This is a genomic window from Pseudomonas sp. NBRC 111130, from assembly GCF_001320485.1.
Taxonomy (GTDB): domain Bacteria; phylum Pseudomonadota; class Gammaproteobacteria; order Pseudomonadales; family Pseudomonadaceae; genus Aquipseudomonas; species Aquipseudomonas vlassakiae.
The window spans coordinates 1-24017 of the sequence record NZ_BCBG01000017.1 but is presented as its reverse complement, the minus strand read 5'-3'; the positions used below and the strand labels follow the sequence as shown (position 1 = coordinate 24017).

19 protein-coding genes are annotated in these 24017 nt (G+C 62.6%); 7 read left to right on the top strand and 12 right to left on the bottom strand.

What is annotated here, in order from left to right; all coding sequences use genetic code 11:
• The first annotated feature begins 108 nt into the window (after positions 1-108).
• The gene (locus tag APH33_RS10125; protein ID WP_054885088.1) at positions 109-312 is read left to right on the top strand and encodes a hypothetical protein; all 204 of its coding nucleotides are present in this window, start codon (positions 109-111) and stop codon (positions 310-312) included.
• A 70-nt stretch (positions 313-382) separates the two neighbouring features.
• Here the strand turns inward: APH33_RS10125 and cmoB are convergent, their stop codons facing one another.
• From cmoB to APH33_RS10090, 7 genes are all read right to left on the bottom strand, one after another.
• A complete protein-coding gene (cmoB, locus tag APH33_RS10120) occupies positions 383-1339 on the bottom strand; it encodes a tRNA 5-methoxyuridine(34)/uridine 5-oxyacetic acid(34) synthase CmoB (RefSeq protein ID WP_054884997.1) in 957 nt (318 codons plus the stop codon).
• On the bottom strand, positions 1336-2079 hold the full coding sequence (gene cmoA / locus APH33_RS10115) for a carboxy-S-adenosyl-L-methionine synthase CmoA (RefSeq protein ID WP_054884996.1): 744 nt from the start codon (positions 2077-2079) through the stop codon (positions 1336-1338). Before cmoA ends, cmoB begins: the two co-directional genes overlap by 4 nt.
• 89 nt (positions 2080-2168) lie before the next feature.
• A complete protein-coding gene (locus tag APH33_RS10110) occupies positions 2169-2561 on the bottom strand; it encodes a protease inhibitor I42 family protein (protein ID WP_054884995.1) in 393 nt (130 codons plus the stop codon).
• Between the two features lie 170 nt (positions 2562-2731).
• On the bottom strand, positions 2732-5152 hold the full coding sequence (gene lon, locus APH33_RS10105; RefSeq protein ID WP_054884994.1) for an endopeptidase La: 2421 nt from the start codon (positions 5150-5152) through the stop codon (positions 2732-2734).
• A 202-nt stretch (positions 5153-5354) separates the two neighbouring features.
• Entirely contained in the window at positions 5355-7766 is a 2412-nt protein-coding gene (locus tag APH33_RS10100; RefSeq protein ID WP_054884993.1) for a glucose/quinate/shikimate family membrane-bound PQQ-dependent dehydrogenase, read from the bottom strand.
• A 27-nt stretch (positions 7767-7793) separates the two neighbouring features.
• The gene (locus APH33_RS10095; RefSeq protein WP_054884992.1) at positions 7794-9140 is read right to left on the bottom strand and encodes a carbohydrate porin; all 1347 of its coding nucleotides are present in this window, start codon (positions 9138-9140) and stop codon (positions 7794-7796) included.
• Between the two features lie 298 nt (positions 9141-9438).
• Positions 9439-11484 carry a TonB-dependent receptor gene (locus APH33_RS10090; protein ID WP_054884991.1) on the bottom strand — a complete coding sequence of 682 codons (2046 nt, stop codon included), beginning with the start codon at positions 11482-11484 and terminating at the stop codon, positions 9439-9441.
• A gap of 164 nt (positions 11485-11648) precedes the next feature.
• Between APH33_RS10090 and APH33_RS10085 the strand changes: the two genes are divergently transcribed.
• Complete coding sequence (locus APH33_RS10085; protein WP_023378991.1) at positions 11649-11870, top strand: VF530 family DNA-binding protein; 222 nt, start codon at positions 11649-11651, stop codon at positions 11868-11870.
• A 1-nt stretch (position 11871) separates the two neighbouring features.
• Positions 11872-12507, top strand: a complete 636-nt coding sequence (locus tag APH33_RS10080; protein ID WP_054884990.1) for a Pr6Pr family membrane protein — start codon at positions 11872-11874, stop codon at positions 12505-12507.
• 139 nt (positions 12508-12646) lie between these two features.
• On the opposite strand, the gene APH33_RS10075 is transcribed toward APH33_RS10080, so the two are convergent.
• From APH33_RS10075 to APH33_RS10065, 3 genes are all read right to left on the bottom strand, one after another.
• Complete coding sequence (locus APH33_RS10075; protein WP_054884989.1) at positions 12647-13405, bottom strand: siderophore-interacting protein; 759 nt, start codon at positions 13403-13405, stop codon at positions 12647-12649.
• A complete protein-coding gene (locus APH33_RS10070) occupies positions 13398-13943 on the bottom strand; it encodes a PadR family transcriptional regulator (RefSeq protein ID WP_054884988.1) in 546 nt (181 codons plus the stop codon). The genes APH33_RS10075 and APH33_RS10070 overlap by 8 nt, the downstream gene beginning before the upstream one ends.
• An 86-nt stretch (positions 13944-14029) precedes the next feature.
• Positions 14030-17167, bottom strand: coding sequence for a biosynthetic peptidoglycan transglycosylase (locus APH33_RS10065; RefSeq protein WP_054884987.1), 3138 nt, complete (start codon positions 17165-17167; stop codon positions 14030-14032).
• Positions 17168-17557: 390 nt separating this feature from the next.
• Between APH33_RS10065 and APH33_RS10060 the strand changes: the two genes are divergently transcribed.
• Entirely contained in the window at positions 17558-18976 is a 1419-nt protein-coding gene (locus APH33_RS10060) for an amino acid permease (RefSeq protein ID WP_054884986.1), read from the top strand.
• A 16-nt stretch (positions 18977-18992) separates the two neighbouring features.
• Here APH33_RS10060 and APH33_RS27195 read toward each other — a convergent pair whose 3' ends face one another.
• Positions 18993-19226: a hypothetical protein gene (locus tag APH33_RS27195; protein WP_156351926.1), complete on the bottom strand. Its 234-nt coding sequence runs from the start codon at positions 19224-19226 to the stop codon at positions 18993-18995.
• Positions 19227-19293: 67 nt separating this feature from the next.
• Here APH33_RS27195 and APH33_RS10055 point away from each other — a divergent pair, with 67 nt between their 5' ends.
• The 3 genes from APH33_RS10055 to APH33_RS10045 are packed head-to-tail and all read left to right on the top strand — an operon-like array spanning position 19294 to position 22117.
• Positions 19294-19662: a GtrA family protein gene (locus tag APH33_RS10055; RefSeq protein WP_256218611.1), complete on the top strand. Its 369-nt coding sequence runs from the start codon at positions 19294-19296 to the stop codon at positions 19660-19662.
• Positions 19647-20609 carry a glycosyltransferase family 2 protein gene (locus tag APH33_RS10050; protein ID WP_054884984.1) on the top strand — a complete coding sequence of 321 codons (963 nt, stop codon included), beginning with the start codon at positions 19647-19649 and terminating at the stop codon, positions 20607-20609. Before APH33_RS10055 ends, APH33_RS10050 begins: the two co-directional genes overlap by 16 nt.
• Positions 20609-22117: a glycosyltransferase family 39 protein gene (locus APH33_RS10045; RefSeq protein WP_054884983.1), complete on the top strand. Its 1509-nt coding sequence runs from the start codon at positions 20609-20611 to the stop codon at positions 22115-22117. Before APH33_RS10050 ends, APH33_RS10045 begins: the two co-directional genes overlap by 1 nt.
• Positions 22118-22123: 6 nt before the next feature.
• Here APH33_RS10045 and APH33_RS10040 read toward each other — a convergent pair whose 3' ends face one another.
• Complete coding sequence (locus APH33_RS10040) at positions 22124-23734, bottom strand: FMN-binding glutamate synthase family protein (RefSeq protein ID WP_054884982.1); 1611 nt, start codon at positions 23732-23734, stop codon at positions 22124-22126.
• Between the last annotated feature and the right edge of the window lie 283 nt (positions 23735-24017).

The window sequence follows — 24017 nt, the reverse complement described above, 5'->3', positions numbered from 1 at the left end:
CTGTCTGCCAAGGCCACATTGCAAGACTGTAATGCGCGCCTCACCTTGCCGTTAGCTGCCCGAGGATACGATGGCCCAGTCTGATCGCTTATCAACGAGGCAAGCATGATGAACCTGACCCGATACCTGTTGCTGGCGACCCTCGCCCTGGGCGCTGCCAGCGCCTACGCCGAAGGCGGCGGCGAACGTTCCAAGCAGTTCTGGCAAGCATTCCGTCAGGACCAGGAGCGCCTGCACGGCGACACGCAACAGGCGATCGCCGAGCGCGAGCGCAAGGCGCAGGAGAAGGCCCGCGAGGTGGCCAAGGACTAAGGCAACGGCAGCTGTGCCGGCACTGCTCCCCGGTACAGCTGTGATTCGGGCGTCCACATGGACGCCCTTTTTATTTGCGCGCCAACAGGGTGGCGCGGCGTGGGGCGGGCAGGCCTTCGATGGTCTTGCTGTGGTCGTCGGGGTCGAGGAAATCGCCCAGCGACTGGTAGCGCATCCATTCGGTGCTGCGCTGCTCCTCGATGCTGGTAACGCTCACGTCCACGCAGCGCACCTCGCTGAACCCGGCACGGCGCAACCAGCGCTCCAAGGCCGGTACCGATGGCAGGTACCAGACATTGCGCATCTGCGCGTAACGGTCTTCGGGCACCAGTACCTGGTTTTCGTCGCCCTCGATCACCAGGGTTTCCAGCACCAGCTCGCCGCCTTTGACCAGGCAGTCCTTGAGCGCCAGCAGGTGCTCGATGGGCGAGCGGCGGTGGTAGAACACGCCCATGGAGAACACGGTGTCGAAGCCTTCGAGGTTGGCCGGCAGCTCTTCCAGGGCGAATGGCAGGTGCCAGGCGGGCAGGTCGGGCAGGTATCGCTGCACGGCCTGGAACTGGCAGAAGAACAGCCAGTTGGGGTCGACGCCGATGACCATGTCGGCACCAGCACCGAGCATGCGCCACTGGTAATAGCCGTTGCCGCAGCCAACGTCGAGCACGCGCTTGCCCTTGAGGTCGAGGTGCGGGCCGACCCGCGACCACTTCCAGTCCGAGCGCCACTCGGTGTCGACATGCACGCCGAACAGGTCGAACGGCCCCTTGCGCCAAGGTGACAGGCCCATCAGCGCCTGGCGCATCTGCGCACGGGTGGCGTCATCGCACTCGCAATCCAGGCGCAGGCCATCAGCCAGGTCGATTTCGCTGGGCTGCAGGGCCGGCAGCGCATCCAGCGCGCCGCGCCAGCGGTCGAGGTCGCCGTGGCCTTTTTCCAGCTTGGCTTGCAGTTGTGCTTGCAGGCCCTGGGACCAGGAAGCCAGGGGCGTGCCCGCCAGGCGGCGGACGAGGGGGGACAGATCGATCATGGCAGGGCTATCAGCGAGGCAAAATTGAGGCATTGGAACCACGGCACCACCTTGGTGAAGCCGGCCGCGTGCAGGCGTTCCTGATGGGCTTGCAGGGTGTCGGGCTTCATCACGTTCTCGATGGCGCTGCGCTTCTGGGCGATTTCCAGTTCGCTGTAGCCATTGGCCCGCTTGAAGTCCAGGTGCAGTTCGTTGAGCAGGGTCTGCTCGTTGTCATCGGCGAAGCGCAGTTTCTCCGAGAGGATCAGCGCACCGCCGGGCAGCAGCGCCTGGCGGATCCGGCTGAGCAGCGCCAGGCGTTGTTCAGGGGCGATGAACTGCAGGGTGAAGTTCATTGCCACCACCGAAGCCGGCTCGAAGGGCAGGGTGAGGATATCGGCTTCCAGCACCTCGACCGGCAGCAGTTCCTGGAACATCGAGTCCTGGGCGGTGAGGTACTGGCGGCAACGTTCGACCATGGCGGCGGAATTGTCCACCGCTATCACCCGGCAACCGTCGCTGCGCACATGGCGGCGCAGCGACTGGCTGACGGCGCCCAGCGAGGCGCCCAGATCGTAAAGTGCAGAGTTCGGCTGGGCGAAGCGCGCGGCCAGCACGCCGAGGTTTTCGACGATGGTCGGGTAACCGGGCACCGAGCGCTTGATCATGTCCGGGAACACACGCACCACATCTTCGTTGAACACGAAGTCGGGGACTTGCTCCAGAGGTTGGGCGAAAAGGCGGTCGGGTTGTTTGCTCACGGTGAATCCAGGCGGCTGGCGATATGCAGGGCCGGCATTCTAGCCAAACCGCGAGTTGGATGCATGGTTGGCTGACCAGCGCTTTGCGTTCAGTTGACCCGGATGGCGCAATCGAAGGTCTGTACCGGGCGTACTTCCGGCGCCCAGGGCTGCTGGTAGACCAGCACCAAATGGCCTTCACCGGCGGCGCGGGCCTGGTAACGCCAGGTCGAAATGCCCGAGCTGCCGACGATACCGGTGTCCTCGGGGGCACTGTAGACCTCGGGGCCCAGGCTGTGCAGCACGTTGGAGGCCGGATTCTGTACCAGCCAGCGGTAGCCGGTGGTGGGGTTGCTGGGCAGCGTCAGGGTGAGGTTCTGGCCGACCTGCAGGCGCTTGGGGCATTCGCTTTCGGCGTCCAGTTCGACGGTTTGCTTCGGCTGTTGGGCGCAGGCGGCGAGCAGGGCGAGGCTCAGGGGAACGAGCAGGCGAGGTGCGGTCATGGTGGCTCCGAAGACTGGCGATGGCCTGAGGATACCCGATGATCGAGGAATTTTGTGCTGCCAGTGCCGGCCTCTTGCGGCTAAAGCCGCTCCCACAAGTACGGCACAGCGCTGGAAAACTGTGATTTCCCTGTGGGAGCGGCTTTAGCCGCGAAGAGGCCGGTAAAGGTTCAGAACAGGACTTTGGCCACGTCAGCGAAGCGCTTGGCGAAATGCACGGTCAAGCCGTCGCGCAGGTAGTCCGGCAGCTCTTCGAAGTCCCCACGGTTCGGCTCCGGCAGGATCAGCTCGAAGATCTTCTGCCGCCGCGCCGCGATCACCTTCTCGCGCACGCCACCGATCGGCAGTACCTGGCCGGTGAGGGTGAGCTCGCCGGTCATGGCCACGCCTTTCTTCGGCGCCTGGTCGCGGGCCAGCGACAACAGCGCGCTGGCCATGGTGATGCCGGCGCTCGGGCCATCCTTGGGCGTCGCACCTTCGGGCACATGCAGGTGAATGAACGCTTCGTTGAAGAAGCCGGGGTCACCGCCAAACTGTTTAAGGTTGGAACTGACGTAGCTGTAGGCGATTTCAGCGGATTCTTTCATCACATCACCCAGCTTGCCGGTTAGCTTGAAGCCGCGATTCAGGGTGTGGATACGCGTCGCCTCGATCGGCAGGGTCGCACCGCCCATGCTGGTCCAGGCGAGGCCGGTGATCACACCTTTGCCTGCCAAAACCTGCTCGCTGCGGAACACCGGCATGCCCAGGGCGGCCTCGAGGTCCTTGTTGCCGATCTTGAGCTTGGCATCCGGGTCGTCCAGCAGCTTGACCACGGCCTTGCGCACCAGCTTGCCCAGCTGTTTCTCCAGCTGGCGCACGCCAGCTTCCCGGGCATAGCCCTCGATCACCGTGCGCAGGGCGCTGTCGCTGATGCTCAGGCTGGTCTTGGCCACACCGGCCTTTTCCAGCTGCTTGGGCCACAGGTGACGCTTGGCAATGGCCATTTTCTCTTCGGTGATGTAGCCGGACAGGCGGATCACTTCCATGCGATCGAGCAGCGGCCCGGGGATCGAGTCGAGGGTGTTGGCGGTGCACACGAACAGCACCTTGGACAGGTCCAGGCGCAGGTCCAGGTAATGGTCGAGGAAATCGACGTTCTGCTCCGGGTCGAGGGTTTCCAGCAACGCCGAGGCGGGGTCGCCCTGGTAGCTCTGGCCCATCTTGTCGATCTCGTCGAGCATGATCACCGGGTTCATCACCTCGACTTCCTTCAGCGCCTGCACCAGCTTGCCCGGCTGGGCGCCGATGTAGGTGCGGCGATGGCCCTTGATCTCGGCCTCGTCGCGCATGCCGCCGACGCTGAAGCGGTAGAACGGCCGGCCGAGGGATTCGGCGATGGACTTGCCGATGCTGGTCTTGCCCACCCCGGGCGGGCCCACCAGCAGCACGATCGAGCCGCTGATCTCGCCCTTCCAGGCGCCAACGGCGAGGAATTCGAGGATGCGCTCCTTGATATCGTCCAGGCCAGCATGGTGCTGGTCGAGCACTTTGCGCGCATGCTTGAGGTCGAGTTTGTCCTTGCCGTACAGCCCCCAGGGCAGGGCGGTGGCCCATTCCAGATAATTGCGGGTGACCGCGTATTCGGGCGAGCCGGTCTCGAGGATGGCCAGTTTGCCCATTTCTTCATCGATGCGCTTTTTCGCCTGCTCGGGCAGGGTCTTGCCGGCAAGCCGCTGCTCGAACTGCTCGAGGTCGGCGCTGCGATCGTCCTTGGTCAGGCCCAGCTCCTGCTGGATGACCTTGAGCTGTTCCTTGAGGAAGAACTCACGCTGGTGCTCGCCGATCTGCCGGTTGACCTCGGCGGAAATCTCGTTTTGCAGGCGCGCCACTTCCACTTCCTTGCGCAACATCGGCAAGACTTTTTCCATGCGCTTGAGCATGGGCACGCAGTCGAGCACTTCCTGCAGCTGGTTACCAGTGGCGGAGGTGAGTGCAGCGGCAAAGTCGGTGAGCGGCGACGGGTCGTTGGGGCTGAAGCGATTGAGGTAGTTCTTGAGCTCTTCGCTGTACAGCGGGTTGAGCGGCAGCAGCTCTTTGATCGCGTTGATCAGTGCCATGCCGTAGGCCTTGACCTCGTCGGTCGGTTCCGCTGGCTGGCGCGGGTATTCGAGCTCGACCAGGTACGGCGGGCGATGATGCTTGAGCCAGGTGCGGATGCGCACCCGGGTCAGCCCCTGGGCGACGAACTGCAGCTTGCCGTTTTCGCGGCTGGCGTGATGCACCTTGACCAGGGTGCCGTACTCCGGCAGGGCCGAGGTGTCGAAATGGCGGTGGTCTTCCGGCGGTGTGTCCATGAAGAACAGTGCCAGCGAATGGTGTTCGGTCTTGGCCACCAGGTCGAGGGTTTCGGCCCAGGGGTCTTCATTGACGATCACCGGCAGCACTTGTGCGGGGAAGAACGGGCGGTTGTGGATCGGGATCACGTAGACCTTGTCCGGCAACTGCTGGCCGGGCAGGGCGAGGGCGTGGCCGATATCGACCTTGGTGTCAGGCTGTTCGATTGCGTTGTGTTCGTCGGGTTGTTCCGGGAAATCCTGCTGGTCGCTCATGGGGCACCTGCGTGAATGACTATGGTGCTTAGATGGGGCGGGGGAGAATGGGTTTCAATGGTGTGGGAGCGGCCTTGTGTCGCGAAAGGGCTGCGCAGCAGCCCCAAAATCTGTGCACCAGCAGAGATCATGGGGCCGCTGCGCGACCCTTTCGCGACACAAGGCCGCTCCCACAGGGTCGTGCATGTCAGACTGGCAGCGCTTACTCAGCCAATTTGTAAGCGATGATGTAATCGCCCATTTTCGTGCCCAGCGAGCCATGGCCGCCGGCGACGATCAGCACGTACTGCTTGCCGTTCTTGCCGGTATAGGTCATTGGTGTGGCCTGGCCACCCGCTGGCAGGCGGGCCTTCCACAGTTCCTTGCCGTTGTTCACGTCATAGGCGCGCAGGTACTGGTCGAGGGTGCCACTGAGGAAGCCGACGCCACCTGCGGTGACGATCGAGCCGCCCATGCTCGGTACGCCCACCGGCATGCCGATCGGCACCGGGGTGCTGTCACGGGTAGTGCCGTTCTTGCGCTTCCATACCACCTTGTTGGTGAACAGGTCGATGGCCGCCACGTAGCCCCAGGCAGGCGCCTGGCAAGGGATGCCGATTGGCGACATGAACGGGTGCATGGTCACTGCGTAGGGCGCGCCGGTATTCGGCTGCACGCCGCTGGTCTCGCTTTCGCGCTTGCTCCCGGCAGCCACCTGCTCACGCGGCACCATCTTCGACACGAAGGCCATGTAGTTAGGCGAGGTGAACAGCAGCTGGCGTACCGGGTCGACCGACACGCTGCCCCAGTTGAACACGCCGACGTTGCCTGGGTAGACCAGGCTGCCCTGTTCGGACGGCGGGGTGTACTGGCCCTCGTAGCGCAGCTCGCGGAACTGGATGCGGCACAGCATCTGGTCGAACGGGGTGGCGCCCCACATGGCCTGCTCGGTCAGCTCAGGGCCAAGCAGGTTGAGGTCAGAGCGGGCCTGGGTCGGTGCGGTGTGGTCACCCTTGACCGCGCCTTGCGGAACCGGGATCTCGCGAATCGGCACGATCGGCGTGCCGTCGCGGCGGTCGAGCACATACAGGCTGCCCTGCTTGGTCGGCACGATGATCGCTGGCTTGATCTCGTCCTTGGTCTTGAGGTGCACCAGGGTCGGCTGGCTGCCGACGTCCATGTCCCACAGGTCGTGGTGGGTGAACTGGTAGTTCCAGCGTGCCTTGCCGGTGGCAAGGTCCAGGGCAACCACGCCGGCACTGTACTTCTCGGCGCCTGGGGTGCGGTCGGCGCCCCACTGGTCAGGGGTCTGGTTGCCCAGCGGCAGGTAGACCATGCCCAGGTCCTCGTCGACGCTGGCCAGCGACCACATGTTGGCCGAGTTGCGGCTGTACATCTTGCCGGGGGCCAGTGGCTTGGTGTCGTCCGGGTTGTTGCTGTCCCAGTTCCATACCAGGTGGCCATCGTGCACGTCATAGGCGCGGATCACGCCAGACGGTTCGTTGGTCGACTCGTTGTCGGTCACATGGCCACCGATGATCACCAGGCTGCGGGTGATCGCCACGGGCGAGGTGGAGTAATAGCCGCCTGCGGTGAACGGGCCGATACCGGTGGTCAGGTCGATCGCACCCTGGTTGGCGAAGCCTTCGCAGACCTTGCCGTTGTCGGCGTTGATGGCAATCAGGCGGGCGTCGGCGGTCGGCAGGTAGAGGCGGCGCGGGCAGGCCTGAGCCACGGCCTGGCCGGCGTCGGACACCTTAGGTGCCGGGCTGCCGTCGCGGCTGACGTAGCTGTTCTCGTCATAGTACGAGACGCCGCGGCAGGTCATGTGGGCGAAGCCCTTGAACGTGCCGACCGGGGTCTTGATCTGTGGGTCGTAGCGCCAGATTTCGGCGCCGGTGTCCGGGTCCAGGGCCAGCACCTTGCTGTGGGCGGTGCAGGCATAGAGCATGCCGTTGGCTTTCAGCGGGGTGTTTTCGTTGGTCAGTTCGACCGGGTCGTTGTCGGTCGGCAGGTCACCGGTGCGGATACGCCAGGCTTCTTCCAGGCGGTAGGCGTTCTGCGGGGTGATCTGGCGCAGCGGCGAATAGCGGTCGCCGTGCTCGGTACGGCCATAGGCCTGCCAGTCGCCATCCGGCATGGCCGGTGCGGCGCTGCCCATTTCGCTGTTGTCGCGGCCGAGTTCGCCAAACACTTCACCCGGGTGAGTGAACTGGCTGCCCAGGGCACAGGCGCCCGAAGCCAGCACGGCGACGCTCAGCAGCGCGGTGTTGGCCTTGGCCGCAGGGCCGGTCAGCGGACGGCGTGCCCACGGCAGCAGCAGCACTACGCCGATGGCGAACCAGATGGCCAGGCGCGGTACCAGTTGCCACCAGTCCAGGCCCACTTCCAGCATGGCCCACACCGTGCTGCCCAGCAGCACCAGGCCATAAAGGCCCAGGGCGAGGCGGCGCTTGGCCAGCAGCAGGGCACCCGACACGGCGAAGCCGATACCGGCAATCAGGTAGTACAGCGATCCGCCCAGCTGGCTCAGCTTGATGCCGCCGGCCAGCAGGGCCAGGCCCATCAGCAACAGCAGCACGCCCATCAGGCGTGGTAGCCAGCGGGTTCCTTGGTTGGCACTGTCAGTGCTCATTTTAGGTTCTCCGTTGTAGAAAGGTGGTCAGAAAGTGCTTTGGATCTTCAGGCCGCCGATCAGCGCGCTGTCGACCTGCGACACCCCGCCCGGATGGCGGATGTACTGCAGGTTCGGGCGCACCGTGAGCCAGTCGGCCAGGTGAATGCCGTAATAGAGTTCGGCGCTGTATTCGGTGTCTTGCACCGGCAGGTAGCCCGGGTTGTCATAGTCGTCGAGCCCGGCCACCTGATTGGCCAGGCGGGCGTTCTTGCGGTAGGCCGGGTTGGCGTGCACGCGGGCGACGGCGAAGCCGATGTCGTCCTTGGCGCGGGCGTCGAAGGGGCCTTTGTAAACCAGTCCTGCCTGAACATAGTTGTCGATGACATTGGTCTTCTTGTCGTGCACCGTGGCGTTGGCGAACAGGCTCAGGCCGCGCGACTGGTCGGACGCCAGCGAAGTGACCTGCTGCTGGGCGCCGAGCCACAAGCCGTGCTTGCTTGAGCTGCTGCGGTAGGCGGCGCCACTGATGGCAGCTGGCTGGCCATTACCGTCCTTGAGAACATCCTGTGCCTTGGCATTACTGTAGTAGTAGCCGACGCGATATTCCCCTTTAAGGTCTTGGAAGCGTGGGCTCCACACCAGTTCAATCGGCATCACCGCGCCCTGGGTGCCACTGCCGCTGAGCTTGAAGCCGTTGCCCGATTCCAGGTTGGACGGGTTCTGCTCGTACACGCCGACTTGGGCGTACAGCTCAGGGGAAAGGTTGTAGCGCACGCGCATGGCCCACTGGCTGACCGGCCAGTTGTACCAGATGCCGCCAACCCAGTTGCCCACCTGCGAGCCGCAGAAAGCCAGGTTCTGGAAGTCGCAGGGGAAGCTGTTGAAATCCTCGCCTTCGCCGAAACGGCCGACTTTCACGTCCAGGGCACCGTCGAAATATTTCTGCTTGATCCACATTTGCGTCAGCCGCCAAGTTTCGCCGCGGCCCCAGACCTCCTGAGCCGAGGTGAAGCCGCCGACCCGCGGGTCGTTGATGCGGTCATTGCTGATGTTATCGCCGTGGCGTTCAGTGACCGTCAGCTGCAGCTCGGTGTCGTTCCAGCCGAGGATCTTCTCCAGGTCCAGGTGGCTGCCAAAGGTGAACTGGTCGCTGTAGCGGGCCGTGCGGTCGTGGTCGTAGCCGCCGTGCAGGTTGCTGCCCATCTCGCCGGTGTAGCCGAGGGTGAAGTCGTAGCCTTTGTCCAGCAGCTCGCTGCGGCTGCCGCCCCAGTCGCCAAACATCCAGGGAGAGTCCTTGGCGAAGGGTTCGCTGGCACTGGCCGTGCTCGGCAGGGCGGCGGTGAAAGCGATGAGGGCAAAGCCGGTGTAGCGGGTTTTGGGCAGTTGGAACATGAGATAGCGCTATCTTTTTGATTATTGAGCAAAGGGCAAGCGCACCGAAAAGCGTGCTCTTCGATGTATATGGCAATTGGGAATGCTGGATGAAGCGATTCAGCTTGCGGCCGGGAGGATATAGGGGAAGTTGTAAGAAAAAAAGACAAATTGTCGCAGTTGATTGTTGCCGATCTGGTAACAAACCCTGTGGCAGAGGTGTGATGCGCCACCTGTGGGAGCGGGTTCACCCGCGAATGCGATGCCAGCGCACATGCCGCATTCGCAGGTGAACCGCTCCCACAGGAACCGCGTCAGGTCAGAATGTGGTGCGCAACCCGACTTCCACACTGCGCCCCGGCGCGGGGGCAATATCGCGCAGGATCGAACTTGCATAGCGCACGGTCTGGTCGGTCAGGTTCTCCCCACGCACGAAGGCCAGCCACTGGCTCTGGCCGATATCGAAGCGGTAGCCGACGCTGGCGCCGAGCGTGGTGTAGCCATCGGTACTGGTCTCATTTTCAGGCTTGCGATGCTGCGACGCGGCATGCTGCACATCGACCCGCGCCTGCCAGCGGTCCAGTTCCCATACCAGCCCACTGTTCAGCCGCAAGGGGGCAATACGCGGCAAGGGCTCGCCACGGTCGAGGTTCTTGGCCCGGGTGTAGTCGCCGGACAGTTCCAGCGCGAAGCTGCCATAGCGGTTCTCGAGCAGCTTCCAGCGGTCTTGTGCCTCGATGCCGTAGAAGCGCGCACGCACGCCCTGGTACTGGTACTCAGGGAAGCCGCCATCGTCATGATCGTGGTCGTGATCATCCTCGTCATGGTCGTGATCATGGCCTTCACGCAGGTTACCCGTGCCGATCAGGCCGATGTAGTTACGGAAGTGGCTGTAGAACACCCCGACGCTGCCCTTGTGGGTGCCATTGTCGAAGCGCAGGGCCAGGTCGGCGGAAATGGCCTTTTCCTTGTTCAGGCTGGCATCACCGACTTCATACGCGCCGGTGGCCACGTGGGCGCCGTTGGCATAAAGCTCGTAGAACGTCGGGGCCCGCTCGGTGTAGCTGAGGTTGGCCGCCAGCGACCAGATCGGGTCGAGCTGGTACACCGCGCCCGAAGACAGGCTCAAAGCATTGAAACTGCTGGCGCTGTCGGCATCGACGAAGTTCTCGTTACCCTTGGCATCAGGTTCGACCCGAGTATGTTCCATGCGGGCGCCCAGGCTCAGGTTCAGGCGCTCGGTGGCCTGCCATTGTTCGAGCATGAACACCGCCAGGCTGTCGGTGTCGGTGTGCGGGACGAAGGCTTCCTCGCCCAATGCCGAGAATTCGTTGCGGCTGACCTGCGCACCGATCACTCCTTCAAGCGGGCCGAACGGCTGATGACGCGCTTCGATACGGGCTTCGTAGCCCTTGTTCCTGAAGGTGGTATGCACCTCGCCTTCTTCGATCTCGCTGTGCTCGTAGTCGGTGTAGCCGGCATCGACCTTGACCGAACTGAAGGGGCCATCCAGATCACGCAGTTCCGAGGCAAAGGCGTAGTGGTCTTGCTTCATGTCCAGACGCACGCCGGATTCGGCCACCGAACCGTAGTTGCTGTCGTAGCGGCTGTAGGACAGGCCGGCGTAGCCATGCTCCCAGTTGTAGGCACCGCCGATCGCGCCTCCATCCTGGCGGCCGTCGCTGTTTTCCAGGCGGTGGCGGCTGCCTGGTGCGTCGGCGTCACGGACCTTGGTGCTCTGCGCGTAGCCGGGGATGCGCAGGTCGTTGAACTGTCGACTGTTGGCGTCCAGGTGCAAGGCGAAGGTGCCGTCACCGGCTTCCAGCTTGCCGGCGCTGCTGCGGGTGGTGTCGGCGCCGCCGTAGCGCAGTTCGCCGGCACCGTGGATGCCCTCGATCGGTGAATCGGGGATGCGATTGTCGAAGGTGTTGACCACGCCGCCGATGGCATTGCCGCCGTAGAGCAGGGCGGCCGGGCCGCGGACGATCTCCACGCGGTCGACCGTGACCGGGTCCAGCGGCACCGCGTGGTCGTAGGACAGCGACGAGGCATCCAGAGCCCCCACGCCATTGCGCAGGATACGAATGCGGTCGCCATCCAGGCCACGAATCACCGGGCGGCTGGCGCCAGGGCCGAACCAGGTGGAGGCCACGCCGGGTTGCTTGTTCAGGGTTTCACCGAGGCTGCCGTGCTGCTGTTGCAGCAGGTCGTCACCCTCCAGGACGGTGCTGGGTGCAGCCAGTTGACGATTGCCTAACGGGTTGGCAGTGATGACCTGGGGTTCCAGTTCCACGGCCTGGCTGGGTGATGAGGCGAGCCACAGGGCGACAGCCAGGGGGGAGAGACGAAGCGGGATGTGCAGCATGGGGATGAGGCGTTCCTTGGCAGATATTTAGTGTTGTTACAATATAACATTGCCATTTCAGCACAGAGGTTTTGCGCCTGGCCAGCGGTTTTTCCACAAGCACCACACATCCCACCCGCCACTACACTCGTGTAAGGTGCGCATCTTTCCTACGGAGCACTGGCATGAGCACGGCCCAACACAACGCGCTGCACGGCAAGACCCTCGAACAGATCCTCACCGAACTGGTGGCGCACTACCAATGGCAGGGCCTGGCCGAACGCGTTGACGTGCGCTGCTTCAAGAGCAACCCGAGCATCAAGTCGAGCCTGACCTTCCTGCGCAAGACCCCTTGGGCGCGGGAGAAGGTCGAGCAGTTGTACGTGAAGCTGCAGCGTCAGGCCTGACATGCCACGGCGCCCCTGGCTGACGTCAATGGCGTTGCTTGGCTGGTTCGGCCTGGCGGTGCAGGTTTACCTGGTGCTGCTGGCGCGCTGGCAGGAGCAGGCCAGTCTGATTGGCGGACTGATCAATGTGTTCGGTTACTTCACGGTACTGACCAATACCCTGGTGGCGACGGTGCTCAGCTACGCGGCCTTTGGCCGCGAGTCCGCGGCAAAGCGCTTCTTTCTGTCGCCATCGGTGAGTTCGGCGGTGGCTGCCAGCATCGTGCTGGTGGCCCTTGCCTACAGCGTGATGCTGCGCCACCTGTGGCAGCCCGAGGGCTGGCAGTGGCTGGCGGATGAACTGCTGCACGATGTGATGCCGCTGCTGTTTGCCTTGTACTGGTGGTTCGAGGTGCCCAAGGGCAGCCTGCGGTTCCGGCACCTGATGGTGTGGGCGCTTTACCCAGCGGTGTATTTCGCCTATGCACTGTGGCGGGGGCGTGAGATTGGGGTGTATTCCTATCCGTTCATCGACGTGGCGAGCCTGGGCTACGGGCAGGTCATGCTCAATGCCCTGGGGGTGTTGGCGGGGTTCTGGGGGATTGGCCTGGTGTTGCTGGCGCTGGACCGGTGGCGGGGATCGCGCAGGGTTGCTTGATCTGTAGGAGCGGCCTTGTGTCGCGTAAGGGCTGCGTCGCTGCCCCGGCAATATCTGCGGCGCCGCTGAAATCCTGGGGCTGCTTCGCAGCCCTTTCGCGACACAAGGCCGCTCCTACAGGGGATCACGGTCGGGATCCTCAGTCGCCGTCTGCAGTCCCATCGGCGCGCCAGTAAGCGGCGGCCTTGAGGGCGTCTTCCGCCACACCTTTTTCCAGCAAAAGGGCTTTGGCCTGGCGGGTCAGCGACTTTTCCAGTGCCACCCAGCTGTACAGCTCGCCTTCCGGTAGCGTCAGTTTTCTGAGCAGCCCCAGCAAGTCTTCATCGCGCTTGAGCCAGATCACCTCAACGTTAGCCTTGCTCGGCAACGGCTGGCGCTCCTGTTCATCCTCGATCTGGATCACCGCCAGCACCCGACGCCCCGCCGGCAGTTCTTCCAGTCGCCGGCCAATCGCCGGGATCGCCGTCTCATCACCCACCAGCAGGTAGCTGTCGAAGATATCCGGCACCACCATCGATGCCCGAGGCCCGGCGATGTTCAACGTCTGCCCAGGTTCTGCCTGTGCAGCCCAGGTCGAAGCAGGGCCGTCGCCGTGCAGCACGAAGTCGATGTCCAGTTCGTTGGCCGCCAGGTCGATTCGGCGCGGCGTGTACTCGCGCATGGTTGGCCGAGCGCCGCCGTCACGGCCCAGGTTGCGGGCGTCGATGGCTTGCTGCTGCTCGGCAGTTTCCGCGAACAGCAACTTGATGTGGTCGTCACTGCCCAGGCTGGTGAAACCCTGCAGCTCGGTGCCACCCAGGGTGATGCGGCGCATGCGCGGGGTGAGGTCGGTCACCCGCAGTACCTGCAAGCGACGTTGGCGGATTTCGTGATTGACGCGGTGAATGGTGTCACTCATGAGGATTCTCCCTGACTGGATCGGTTGGCCCGCAGGCAATGGCCTTGGCAGTGTCGTTGAGCAGGTTGCGTACCCGTTCGATTTCTTCCGGTGTCCAGCGGCCGCTGTGCATGTGCAGGGCATGGCGCAAATTGCCGACCGCTTCGTGGATTTCCGGCGGGCGGTCATGGCCACGCAGGGCGCGCTTGCTGACTTCGATGCGCATGCGCACGCCATCCAGGGCGACGGCCTGATCGGCCAATGCGGTACGGCCGGCTGCGGTGATGGCGTACAGGCGTTTGCTGCCATGCACCTGGCCACTGATCAGTTCGGCTTCTTCGAGGAAATTGAGGGTGGGGTAGATCACCCCGGGGCTCGGCGTGTAGTTGCCGTCGAACAGGTTCTCGATCTGGCGGATCAGGTCATAGCCGTGGCCCGGTTGCTCGCAGAGCATCGACAGCATCAGCAGCTTGAGGTCACCCGGGGCGAACACCCGCGGGCCACGCTCGCCACGGGCGGGGCGGCGTTCAAAAGGGTCATGTGCGCCATGGTCACGCATTAGCAGGCTTCCGGTGTTTAGATATATCGCAAGATATTACTCAAGATATATCTAAACACAAGCCTCTAAATGCCGATGATTATCATCTACGTCTTGGATGAATCGTTGCCATGCATCGCAATCTGCGGTGGCTTGCATTCGTTCGGGTTGCCCGGTTGTAAGTACGGCATCAGGATTGGTGCCATGCCCTTGAGCACCTGGACGGGCAATGCCGACGTGAACTTGAACGCCTCAGCCGAGCGTCCAGGCACGAAGGCCGTCAGGGTGCCGAAGTGGTTGTCGCCGAGGAAGAACACGAAGGTGGCGGTACGGTTCAGCGAACGCGAGCCGATCAGCCGCCCGCCAGCACCGAAGCTTTCGATACGGTTGTCGCCGGTACCGGTCTTGCCGCCCATTACCAGCGGCGTGCCGTCATTGAGCTTGAAGCTGCCGGAGATGCGCCGTGCGGTCCCGGCGTCGACCACCTGTGACATGGCACCCTTCAGCGCCCGCGCCACTGCCACAGGCAGGATCCGCACACCACGGTCCGGGTCGCTGACCAGCTTGGTTTCATAGGGCGTATGGGCGGCGAAATGCAGGGTATCGATACGCAGCGTCGGCAGGCGCACGCCGTCATTCTGGATGATGCCGACCAGTTCCGACAGCGCGGCCGGGCGGTCGCCGGAGCTGCCGATGGCGGTTGCCAGCGACGGCACCAGATGATCGAACGGGTAGCCTACGCGTTTCCAGCGTTGATGGATGTCGAGGAACGCCTCGATCTCGACCATGGTGCGGATGCGGCTGTCACGCGCACCCTGGTGCCGGCTCTTGAACAGCCAGCTGTAGACCTCCTGGCGCTCGAAACGGCTGGCGTTGACCATTTCGGTGAGCGTGGAACTCGGGTTCTTCAACAGGTAGCCCAGCAGCCACAGGTCCAGCGGGTGGACCTTGGCGATGTAACCCTGGTCGGGCAGGTCGTACTTGCCTGGGCCATAGGCTTCGTACATCTCCGCCAGCTTGCCGTCGGTGAGTTTGCCCAGGGCGATCTTGTCATCCTTGCTGTGGGCACGGACGAAGGCATTGAAGGTTTCCTGGCCGGCTTCCGGGAACAGGTAGCGGTGCACCGCAGCCAGGCGCTGCGGGGTGGCGCGCATGCTGTCGAGGAAGGTGTCCAGGCGCTGTTGCGATGTCTTGCGCTGGTACTTCTTCCAGAAGCGCATCAAGTAACTGGTACCTTCCTTGTCGGCGAAGCGGGCCAGGTATTCCTGGCGACGTGGGTCGGAGTCGTCCTTGAGCAGCGGCACGCGGTTGAACGGCTGCTGGTAGGTGACGTAGCGCACCAGGTCGCGCATCAGGCGGATGAACGGCAGGTTGATCGACTCGCGCAAGGCATCCTTGAGGGTCGGGTTGCGGTTGTTGTCTTCCTTGCGGAAGTTGTTGAACACATGCATGCCGCCACCGGTGAAGAAGGCTTCGCCGGTATTGGCCGAGTACTTGCGCTCCAGCGCCGCATCGAGCATGGCGTCCAGGCTCTGGTTCTTGCTGTTCTGTGCCAGCCATTCCAGCGACCACTGGGTGATGCGGTCGAGCTCGGCGACTTCGACTTTCTTCAACTCGGCGGCAGGTTTGCCGGCGTACTTGTCGTGCAGCTCGGCGATGATCTCCAGATAGGTCGTGAGCACCCGCAGCTTGGCGGTCGAACCCAGTTCCAGTTTGCTGCCTTCGTTGATGTCGAACGGCTGGTTGGTACTGTCGGTTTGGACCCGCACCCGCGAACCATCGGCCGTGCGTTCGAACAAGGTGAAACTGTAGCTCACCTGGTCGGTGGTCTTGGCGGTGAGCAGGCGTTCGCCGATCAGGCCCATCTGCGCAGCGAACTCCGGGTCGGCAAGGTTTTTCAGGTACTGGCTGACCTGCAATTGCAGGTCGGCCTGCAGGGTACTGGTGGCTGACACGTCGAGGCGGTCGAGATCGTACAGCGGGCGGTTGAGCATGGCTGCCAGGCGGTTGCGCGCCAGGCTGATGCCTTTGTTGGTGATGATCGGCACGATGGTCGGCTGGGCAACCCAGTCGCGGTAGACCGCCTTGCTGGCCAGCGCCGCACTGGCCAGCGGTGGCTCGATGATGTTGGCGGCCGCCAGTACGCGGATATGCGCGTCGGTGAGTTCGGCCAGTTCGACCCGGCCCTTGGACAGGTAATGCGAAGGGCGGCGCTGGGCAATCATCAGCGACAGCACCTGGCGCAGGGCCAGGCCGCGTGCGGCCATGCTCTCCGGGTCCGTGGCGGTGGAGTTCAGCGCCTGGTTGACCTGGTCGAAATCGGCGCCGTACCACACCCGCAGGCCCTCGGCCATGCCGTGCACTTCGCCATGCCCGGGCACAGCCGACAGCGGCACGCTGTTGAGGTAGTCACGCACGATCCGGTGGCGCGCTTCGCTGGTGTCGGGGCCGCCCTGGTAGGCGCGTACGCTGGCCGAGATCATCTGGCGAATCTTCTCGGCACCATTGACCGTCAGGCCATCCGGTGAGTGGCGGTACTTCTCCAGCTGGGTGGCCAGGGTACTGCCACCCGCTGACTGGCCAGGCAGGGCCAGGTACTTCGCCACCTGGCTGTACGCGGCCTTGGCAAAGCGCGGCCAGTCCACGGCCGGGTTGTTCTTCACGTCCCTGGTATCGAGCAGGTCGCGGTTCTCGATGAACAGCAGGCTGTTGACCATCACCGGCGGAATGGAGGCGAAATCCGGGTACAGGTGTTGCGGGTAGTTGTACTGGTACAGCGTCTCGCCCCGGCAGTCGGTGATCGACAGGCCGGCCTGGATCTTTTCGATGTATGGCGCGAACAGGCCGTGTTCGACATAGCGCATCAGCGCCGGGGAAAACCGCACCTGCTCGCTGATCAGGTAGTCGCGCTTGAGCAGGCGTGGCAGGAACTCGCCCAGCCCGCTGTAGCCCAGGCGCTTGTCGAAGGGCCCTTCGCCCGGATAGATGATCGCATCGCTCGGCCCTGGCTGCAGCGAATAGGTGAGGGTGGTGGCCAGCTTGCTGAATTCGCGTGACTGCAGGTTGGAGGTGCGGAACTCGTCGTAGGCAGCAAAACCGATGGCGATCAGTGCCACCAGCAGGATCAGGAAAATCAGCCGCCACCAGAGCCTGCGCTGACGTGGGGGCTGCGGTTGTGGCGTCATGGCCGGAGGTGCTTCAGATGCTTCCGTTCTGCTTGGTTCCGATTGCCACAGTGCGCCCATAGTCTTCTATCCGGCCAGATATCTTCGTCTTGCTTGTCTGAAGCTTAGACGTTGGTGGGAACAGGTGAAAAATTTGTAGGAAGCCGAGAATAGTGGCGTAGGACTATGCGGCTTTGGTGTGGGTTTATTCCTATGACGTTGTTGGTAGGGTGGTAGTGGAAATGGGGGCTGGCGCGCCAGCTCCGAAAAACTCGCTGAATTTTCCTGGTTATACAGCGAAAACCCCTGTATCGGACTTCCTATACTGCTCGGCCCTTCGCCGTGCCGGCCGCTCTAGCCCGGCACACGAGCCGGCCCACGAGGCCAGCCTGGCAAGCCAACGTCCCGCCTATCGGCAGGGCTGGTGCTGCACGAAGGTCTACTCCAATAACAAAATGAGGTTGTATTGCTATGCCAGTCGGCAACCCTTCTGCCCCTGCCGAGCCCATCGAGGGCGGCCCGCTCAAGCGTGAGCTGGGCGAACGGCACATCCGTTTGATGGCGCTGGGCGCCTGTATCGGCGTCGGACTGTTCCTCGGTTCGGCCAAGGCCATCGAAATGGCCGGTCCCGCGATCATGCTTTCCTACATCATTGGTGGCCTGGCGATCCTGGTGATCATGCGTGCCCTCGGCGAGATGGCCGTGCACAACCCGGTCGCCGGTTCGTTCAGCCGCTATGCCCAGGACTACCTTGGCCCGCTGGCTGGCTTTCTCACCGGCTGGAACTACTGGTTCCTGTGGCTGGTGACCTGCGTCGCGGAAATCACTGCCGTCGCCATCTACATGGGCATCTGGTTCCCCGATGTGCCGCGCTGGATCTGGGCCTTGATGGCGCTGGGCAGCATGGGCGCAGTCAATCTCATCGCGGTCAAGGCGTTTGGTGAATTCGAGTTCTGGTTCGCCCTGATCAAGATCGTCACCATCATTGCCATGGTCCTCGGCGGCATTGGCGTGATCGCTTTTGGTTTCGGTAATGATGGCGTCGCCGTGGGCATCTCCAACCTGTGGAGCAACGGCGGCTTCATGCCCAACGGCGTGACGGGCGTGCTGATGTCGCTGCAGATGGTGATGTTCGCCTACCTGGGCGTGGAAATGATCGGCCTTACTGCCGGCGAAGCTCGCAACCCGCAGAAAACCATCCCCCAGGCGATCGGCTCGGTGTTCTGGCGCATCCTGCTGTTCTACGTCGGCGCCCTGTTCGTGATTCTGTCGATCTACCCATGGGACGGCATTGGCAGCCAGGGCAGCCCGTTCGTCATGACCTTCGAGCGTCTGGGTATCAAGACCGCTGCCGGGATCATCAACTTCGTGGTGATTACCGCTGCGCTGTCGTCGTGCAACGGCGGCATCTTCAGTACCGGGCGCATGCTCTACAGCCTGGCGCAGAACGGCCAGGCCCCGGCCGCCTTCGCCCGCACTTCGAAAAGCGGCGTGCCGCGCAATGCACTGCTGCTGTCGATCGGTGCGCTGCTGCTGGGCGTGCTGGCCAACTACCTGGTGCCGGAAAAGGTGTTCGTCTGGGTAACCTCGATTGCCACCTTCGGTGCGATCTGGACCTGGGTGATGATCCTGCTGGCGCAGATCAAGTTCCGCGCCGGCCTCTCGACCGCCGAGCAGAAGGCGTTGAAGTACCGCATGTGGCTGTGGCCGCTGAGCTCCTACCTGGCCCTGGCCTTCCTGGTGCTGGTAGTGGGCCTGATGGCGTACTTCGAGGATACCCGCGTGGCGCTGTACATCGGCCCGGCATTCCTGGTGCTGCTCACCGTGCTGTATTACGCGTTCCGTCTTGCACCCAAGCAGGAGCAGGGCATCGTCAGCCCGGCTTCCTGATGTGAAAGGGGGGCAGCTAGGCTGCCCCTTGCCCGATCACCGGGGTCGCTGCCACGCGTTGCCCCAACTGCTGGTTCCAGTCCAGCCCGCCCGCCAGCATCAGCATGGCCACCAGCCCGCCCAATGCGGTCAGCAACTGCACCGGCCAGCGATCCCCGCCCCATCCTGCAACTCTGCCGCGCCGTCCAACCTTGCAGCCACGGGCCGCTTCGCCATCACCGTCAACTGGCATTTCTGTCAGTAGTCCCATTGCCTGATTTCCCCTAGCTTGGCTTAAAGGCCAAGCAGGGAAGGCTCGAACACGCATGCATCGCAGAATGCCAGCATTCCTCAAGTATCTGATCGTGGGCACCTTCAACACCGCTATTCATGTCGTGGTGTTTGCGGCGATGCAACTGGCGGGCAACGACCAGGCCCTCAGCAACCTGGTCGCGTTCATGGTGGCGCTGTCCTTTTCATACATTGCCAATGCCCGGTTCACCTTCAGGGTGCCCGTTTCGTTCATGCGCTACTGCGTATTCGTGGCGGGGATGGGCAGCCTCAGTGTGTCACTGGGATGCCTCGCCGACAGCCAAGGCTGGCCACCGCCGTTGACCGTCGGGCTGTTCTGCCTGGTCAGCCTGTTGCTGGGCTTTGTATTTGCGCGATGGGTCTTCACGGAGAAGCGTAGATGGATATTTCGCTGATCGTGCCGGTTTTCAATGAGGAGCAGGCGATCAGGCCATTCTATGACGCAGTGCGCCAGGCGCTTGCCAACCAGGCAGATCAGGTCGAACTGATTTTTATCAATGACGGTAGTCTGGATGGGACCGAAAAACAGATCCGCCAACTGATCGCCGGTGATCCCGATGTTGCCCTCATCGACCTTTCACGCAACTTCGGCAAGGAAGCCGCGCTGTTCGCCGGGCTGGAACAGGCCTGTGGCGATGCTGTCATTCCAATAGACGTCGACCTGCAAGACCCGGTCGAAGTGATTCCCAAGCTGATCGAACAATGGCGGGCAGGCTTCGATGTCGTGCTCGCCAAACGTCGTGACCGCTCATGCGACAGTTACTTGAAACGCTGCACGGCAGCGGGGTTCTACTTACTGCTGAACCGCATTTCGCAGATTCGCATCGAGGAAAACGTCGGTGATTTCCGCCTGCTCGATCGCAAGGTCGTGGAGGTGATCAAGTCGATGCCTGAACAGCAACTGTTCATGAAAGGCATGCTGTCGTGGCCTGGCTTCAAGACTGCGGTGGTCGAGTATGACCGCGCTTCGCGCACGGCAGGGAAGAGCCGCTTCAATGGCTGGAAACTGTGGAATCTTGCCCTGGATGGGATTACCTCGTTCAGTACCATGCCGTTGCGACTCTGGACTTATGTAGGCGGTGTAATCGCATTGCTCGCGCTATTGAGCGCGGCCTGCCAGGTCATCGACAAATGGCTGTTTGGCAACCCGGTGCCGGGCTATCCCTCGTTGATGACCGCCATTCTGTTCCTTGGCGGTGTACAGCTGATCGGCATCGGCGTGCTGGGTGAGTACATCGGGCGAATCTACATGGAGTCCAAGCATCGACCACGCTATGTAATTCGGGCCTTGGCAGGACGCCGGAGCAGTCGGAAGACACGCTCGACCTTCAAGGAGGAATAATGCGCATTCTAAATGATTGCCGGGCAAGTGTGACGGGGCCGATCGCTGTGGTAGGGATTCTGTTGCTGGCACTCGCTGTCCGGCTTTACCAACTTGACCTGCAAGTTGTCTGGTACGACGAAGCATTCAGCGTATGGCTGGCTCGAATGCCGATAGATCGGGCAATTTATTTCACAGCCCAGGACGTTCATCCGCCTCTGTACTATCTGCTCTTGCATGCGTGGATGACAGGCTTTGGCGATGGGGTCGTAGCTATCCGTAGTCTCAATGTCGTTCTAGGGGTAGTGACAGTTGCGGCGGGTATGCTATTGGCGCATCGCATGGCTTCGCGACGTATTGCCGTGATGGCGGGTCTGTTATTGGCGATGTTTCCGATTGCTGTTTATTACAGCCAGGAAGCCCGTATGTACGGGCTGCTCGGCTTGCTCATGCTTTCTGCCGCCTACATGTTGTTGTCATGGGCACAGCAGCAGTACAGCCGTTACTTGCTGGGTTATGCGTTATTGATGATTGCCGGCTTGTATACCCATTACTTTGCTGCCTTGGGGGCATTGGTCGGCTGGGTGTATGTTCTGTTTGCCCGAGCACCGGGCGGGCAGCGCCTGATCAGTATGCAGCGGTGGTGGTTGTGCAATCTGCTCATTGCGAGTGCTTACCTGCCTTGGCTTCCGACCTTGTATGGGCAGGTTCATGAAAATACCGGCATGGTGAGCTGGATCGCGCCTGTGACGCTGGTCACCCTACCGCAAAGCCTCTGGATTGCATTCATGCTAGGTGGCGACTCGTCGGTCATGGGCATCATGACGATGGTGCTGACGGTCCTGATCTTTGTCGCGGCCGCCCGTGCTGCTCGTCAAAGCAAAGAGCCTGATAAGGCTGGCGCATTGTTAGTCATCTATTGTTTTGTGCCCGTCTGTGTGACATGGCTGTTCTCCTTTGTTTTGCCGTTGTATGTGGAGCGCTACCTCGTGTTTGCCTTTCTCGGGTTACCCATTCTGCTGGCGGTGGCAATGAATGGACTCCGATGGAAATGGCAGGTCACACTGCTCATCGCCTGCCTGTTCTTTGAGGGGGTGGGTCTGGCAAATCTGTATAATCGGGCGTTCAACTTGCGCGGTGGCAACGAATGGGTGAACAACCGGCTTGATTACGTCATGGCCCAGGTTGCCGCGCACTGGCAGCCAGGTGATGCATTGTTGACGAGTGACAACGCTTTCTGGTCGCTTACGATTGATTTCTACAACAAGACGGGTTCGGCGCCACTGGTTTACAGCGTTGGTGAACTCGATGCGGACACCCTGCTTTATCCATCAAGTCTTGAACACGTCGTAACTGAACCGCGAACGTTGGCAAGCCAATACAAACGGGTCTGGTGGGTGACCAGTGGTGAAGTCACTGAGATCGAGAAGCGGATGGAACAGGATTGGCTCAAGTTGGAAGAGGTGGACAAGGGCGACTCTCGGGCACTGCTGTTTGCAATGCCCGAGCAATCGGCACGGATCAACTGAGCGCGCTCAGGCCGCCATCGGCTCGAAGCTGTCGGCCCGGGCCATCTGCCACATGCGCGAATAGAACTGCCCATCGACCTCGCCGGTCAGTAGTTCCCCAGGCTTGAGGAACACATGCATCTGCGAGAACAGCTTGATCTCGGTGGCCGACACGCGCCGCACCAGGTGCTTGGCCTCCAGCTGTGCCGGGTGGTCAAGGCCCGCTGCGGCCAGCATCTCGGCCAGCGCACGCAGGGTATTGTGGTGGAAGTTCAGCACCCGCTGGGCCTTGTCCGGCACCACCAGGGCGCGCTGGCGCAGCGGGTCTTGCGTGGCCACGCCGGTCGGGCACTTGTTGGTGTGGCAGCTCTGCGACTGGATGCAGCCAATGGCGAACATGAACCCGCGCGCCGAGTTGGCCCAGTCGGCGCCGATGGCCAGCACGCTGGCGATGTCGAAGGCGCTGACGATCTTGCCGCTGGCGCCGAGCTTGATCTTGTCGCGCAGGTTCAGGCCGACCAGGGTGTTGTGCACGAACAGCAGGCCCTCGCGCAGCGGCACGCCGATGTGGTCGGTGAACTCCACCGGCGCGGCGCCGGTGCCGCCTTCCTTGCCATCAACCACGATGAAGTCGGGCAGGATGCCGGTTTCCAGCATGGCCTTGGCGATGCCCATGAATTCCCACGGGTGGCCCAGGCAGAACTTGAAGCCCACCGGTTTACCGCCAGACAGTTCACGCAGCTGGGCGATGAAGTGCATCATCTTGATCGGGGTGGAGAAGGCGCTGTGGCGCGATGGCGAGATACAGTCCTCGCCCATCAGCACTCCACGGGTTTCGGCAATTTCCTGGGTCACCTTGTGCTTGGGCAGGATGCCGCCGTGGCCGGGCTTGGCGCCTTGGCTCATCTTGATCTCGATCATCCGTACCTGCGGGGTGCGGGCCTGGGCGGCGAAGCGTTCGGGGTCGAAGCGACCGTCAGCGGTGCGGCAGCCGAAGTAGCCGCTGCCCAGCTCCCACACCAGGTCGCCACCGTTTTCGCGGTGATAGGGGCTGATGCTGCCTTCACCGGTGTCGTGGTGGAAGTTGCCCAGCTTGGCGCCCTTGTTCAGGGCGCGGATGGCGTTGGCGCTGAGCGAACCGAAGCTCATGGCCGAGATGTTGAAGATCGACGCCGAATACGGCTGGCTGCACTGCGGCCCGCCGACGATGACCCGGAAGCTTGCCGGGTCGGTCAGTGGCGCCGGGCGCATGGAGTGGCCGATGAATTCGAAGCCCGACTCGTAGACGTCGATCAGGGTGCCGAAGGGTTTGTCCGAGGCTTCGTTCTTGGCTCGGGCGTATACCAGCGAGCGTTGGGCACGGGAGAAGGGCAGGGCGTCGCTGTCGGCCTCCAGCAGGTACTGGCGGATTTCCGGGCGGATGGCCTCGACCAGGTAGCGGATGTTGCCAAGGATCGGATAGTTGCGGCGCACCGCGTGGCGTTGTTGCAGCAGGTCGAACAGCCCGATCAGGCTGAGCACCCCGGTGACCAGGGTGAACGGCCACAGCCATTCGTGGTGGAGGAACGGCAGACTCGCCAGGGTGAACAGTACACAAGCGGTGAAGAAGGCATAACGGCTGAGAAGTGACAGGCTCATACGGGGTCCTTGCGATGGCGCGGTCAGGCTCAGGGCCTGGGGCAAACCCCGACCATAGCCAACTTGTGTGGCAGTGCAAATCAAAATCGGGGTAGCAAAAATCATTTTCGCCTGGGGTGTTCGACGATAAGGTTGCAGTGCCTGTGAGATCGAGCGCCGCCCGCGCGGCGCATCGCGGGTAAACCCGCTCCCACATTTGTTTCGGGCCAGTCCCTCCTGTGCCGCCAACAGGATCCGCCTTGGTGTATGACTGGAGACCGACGATAGTCCTTCGTGCATGACT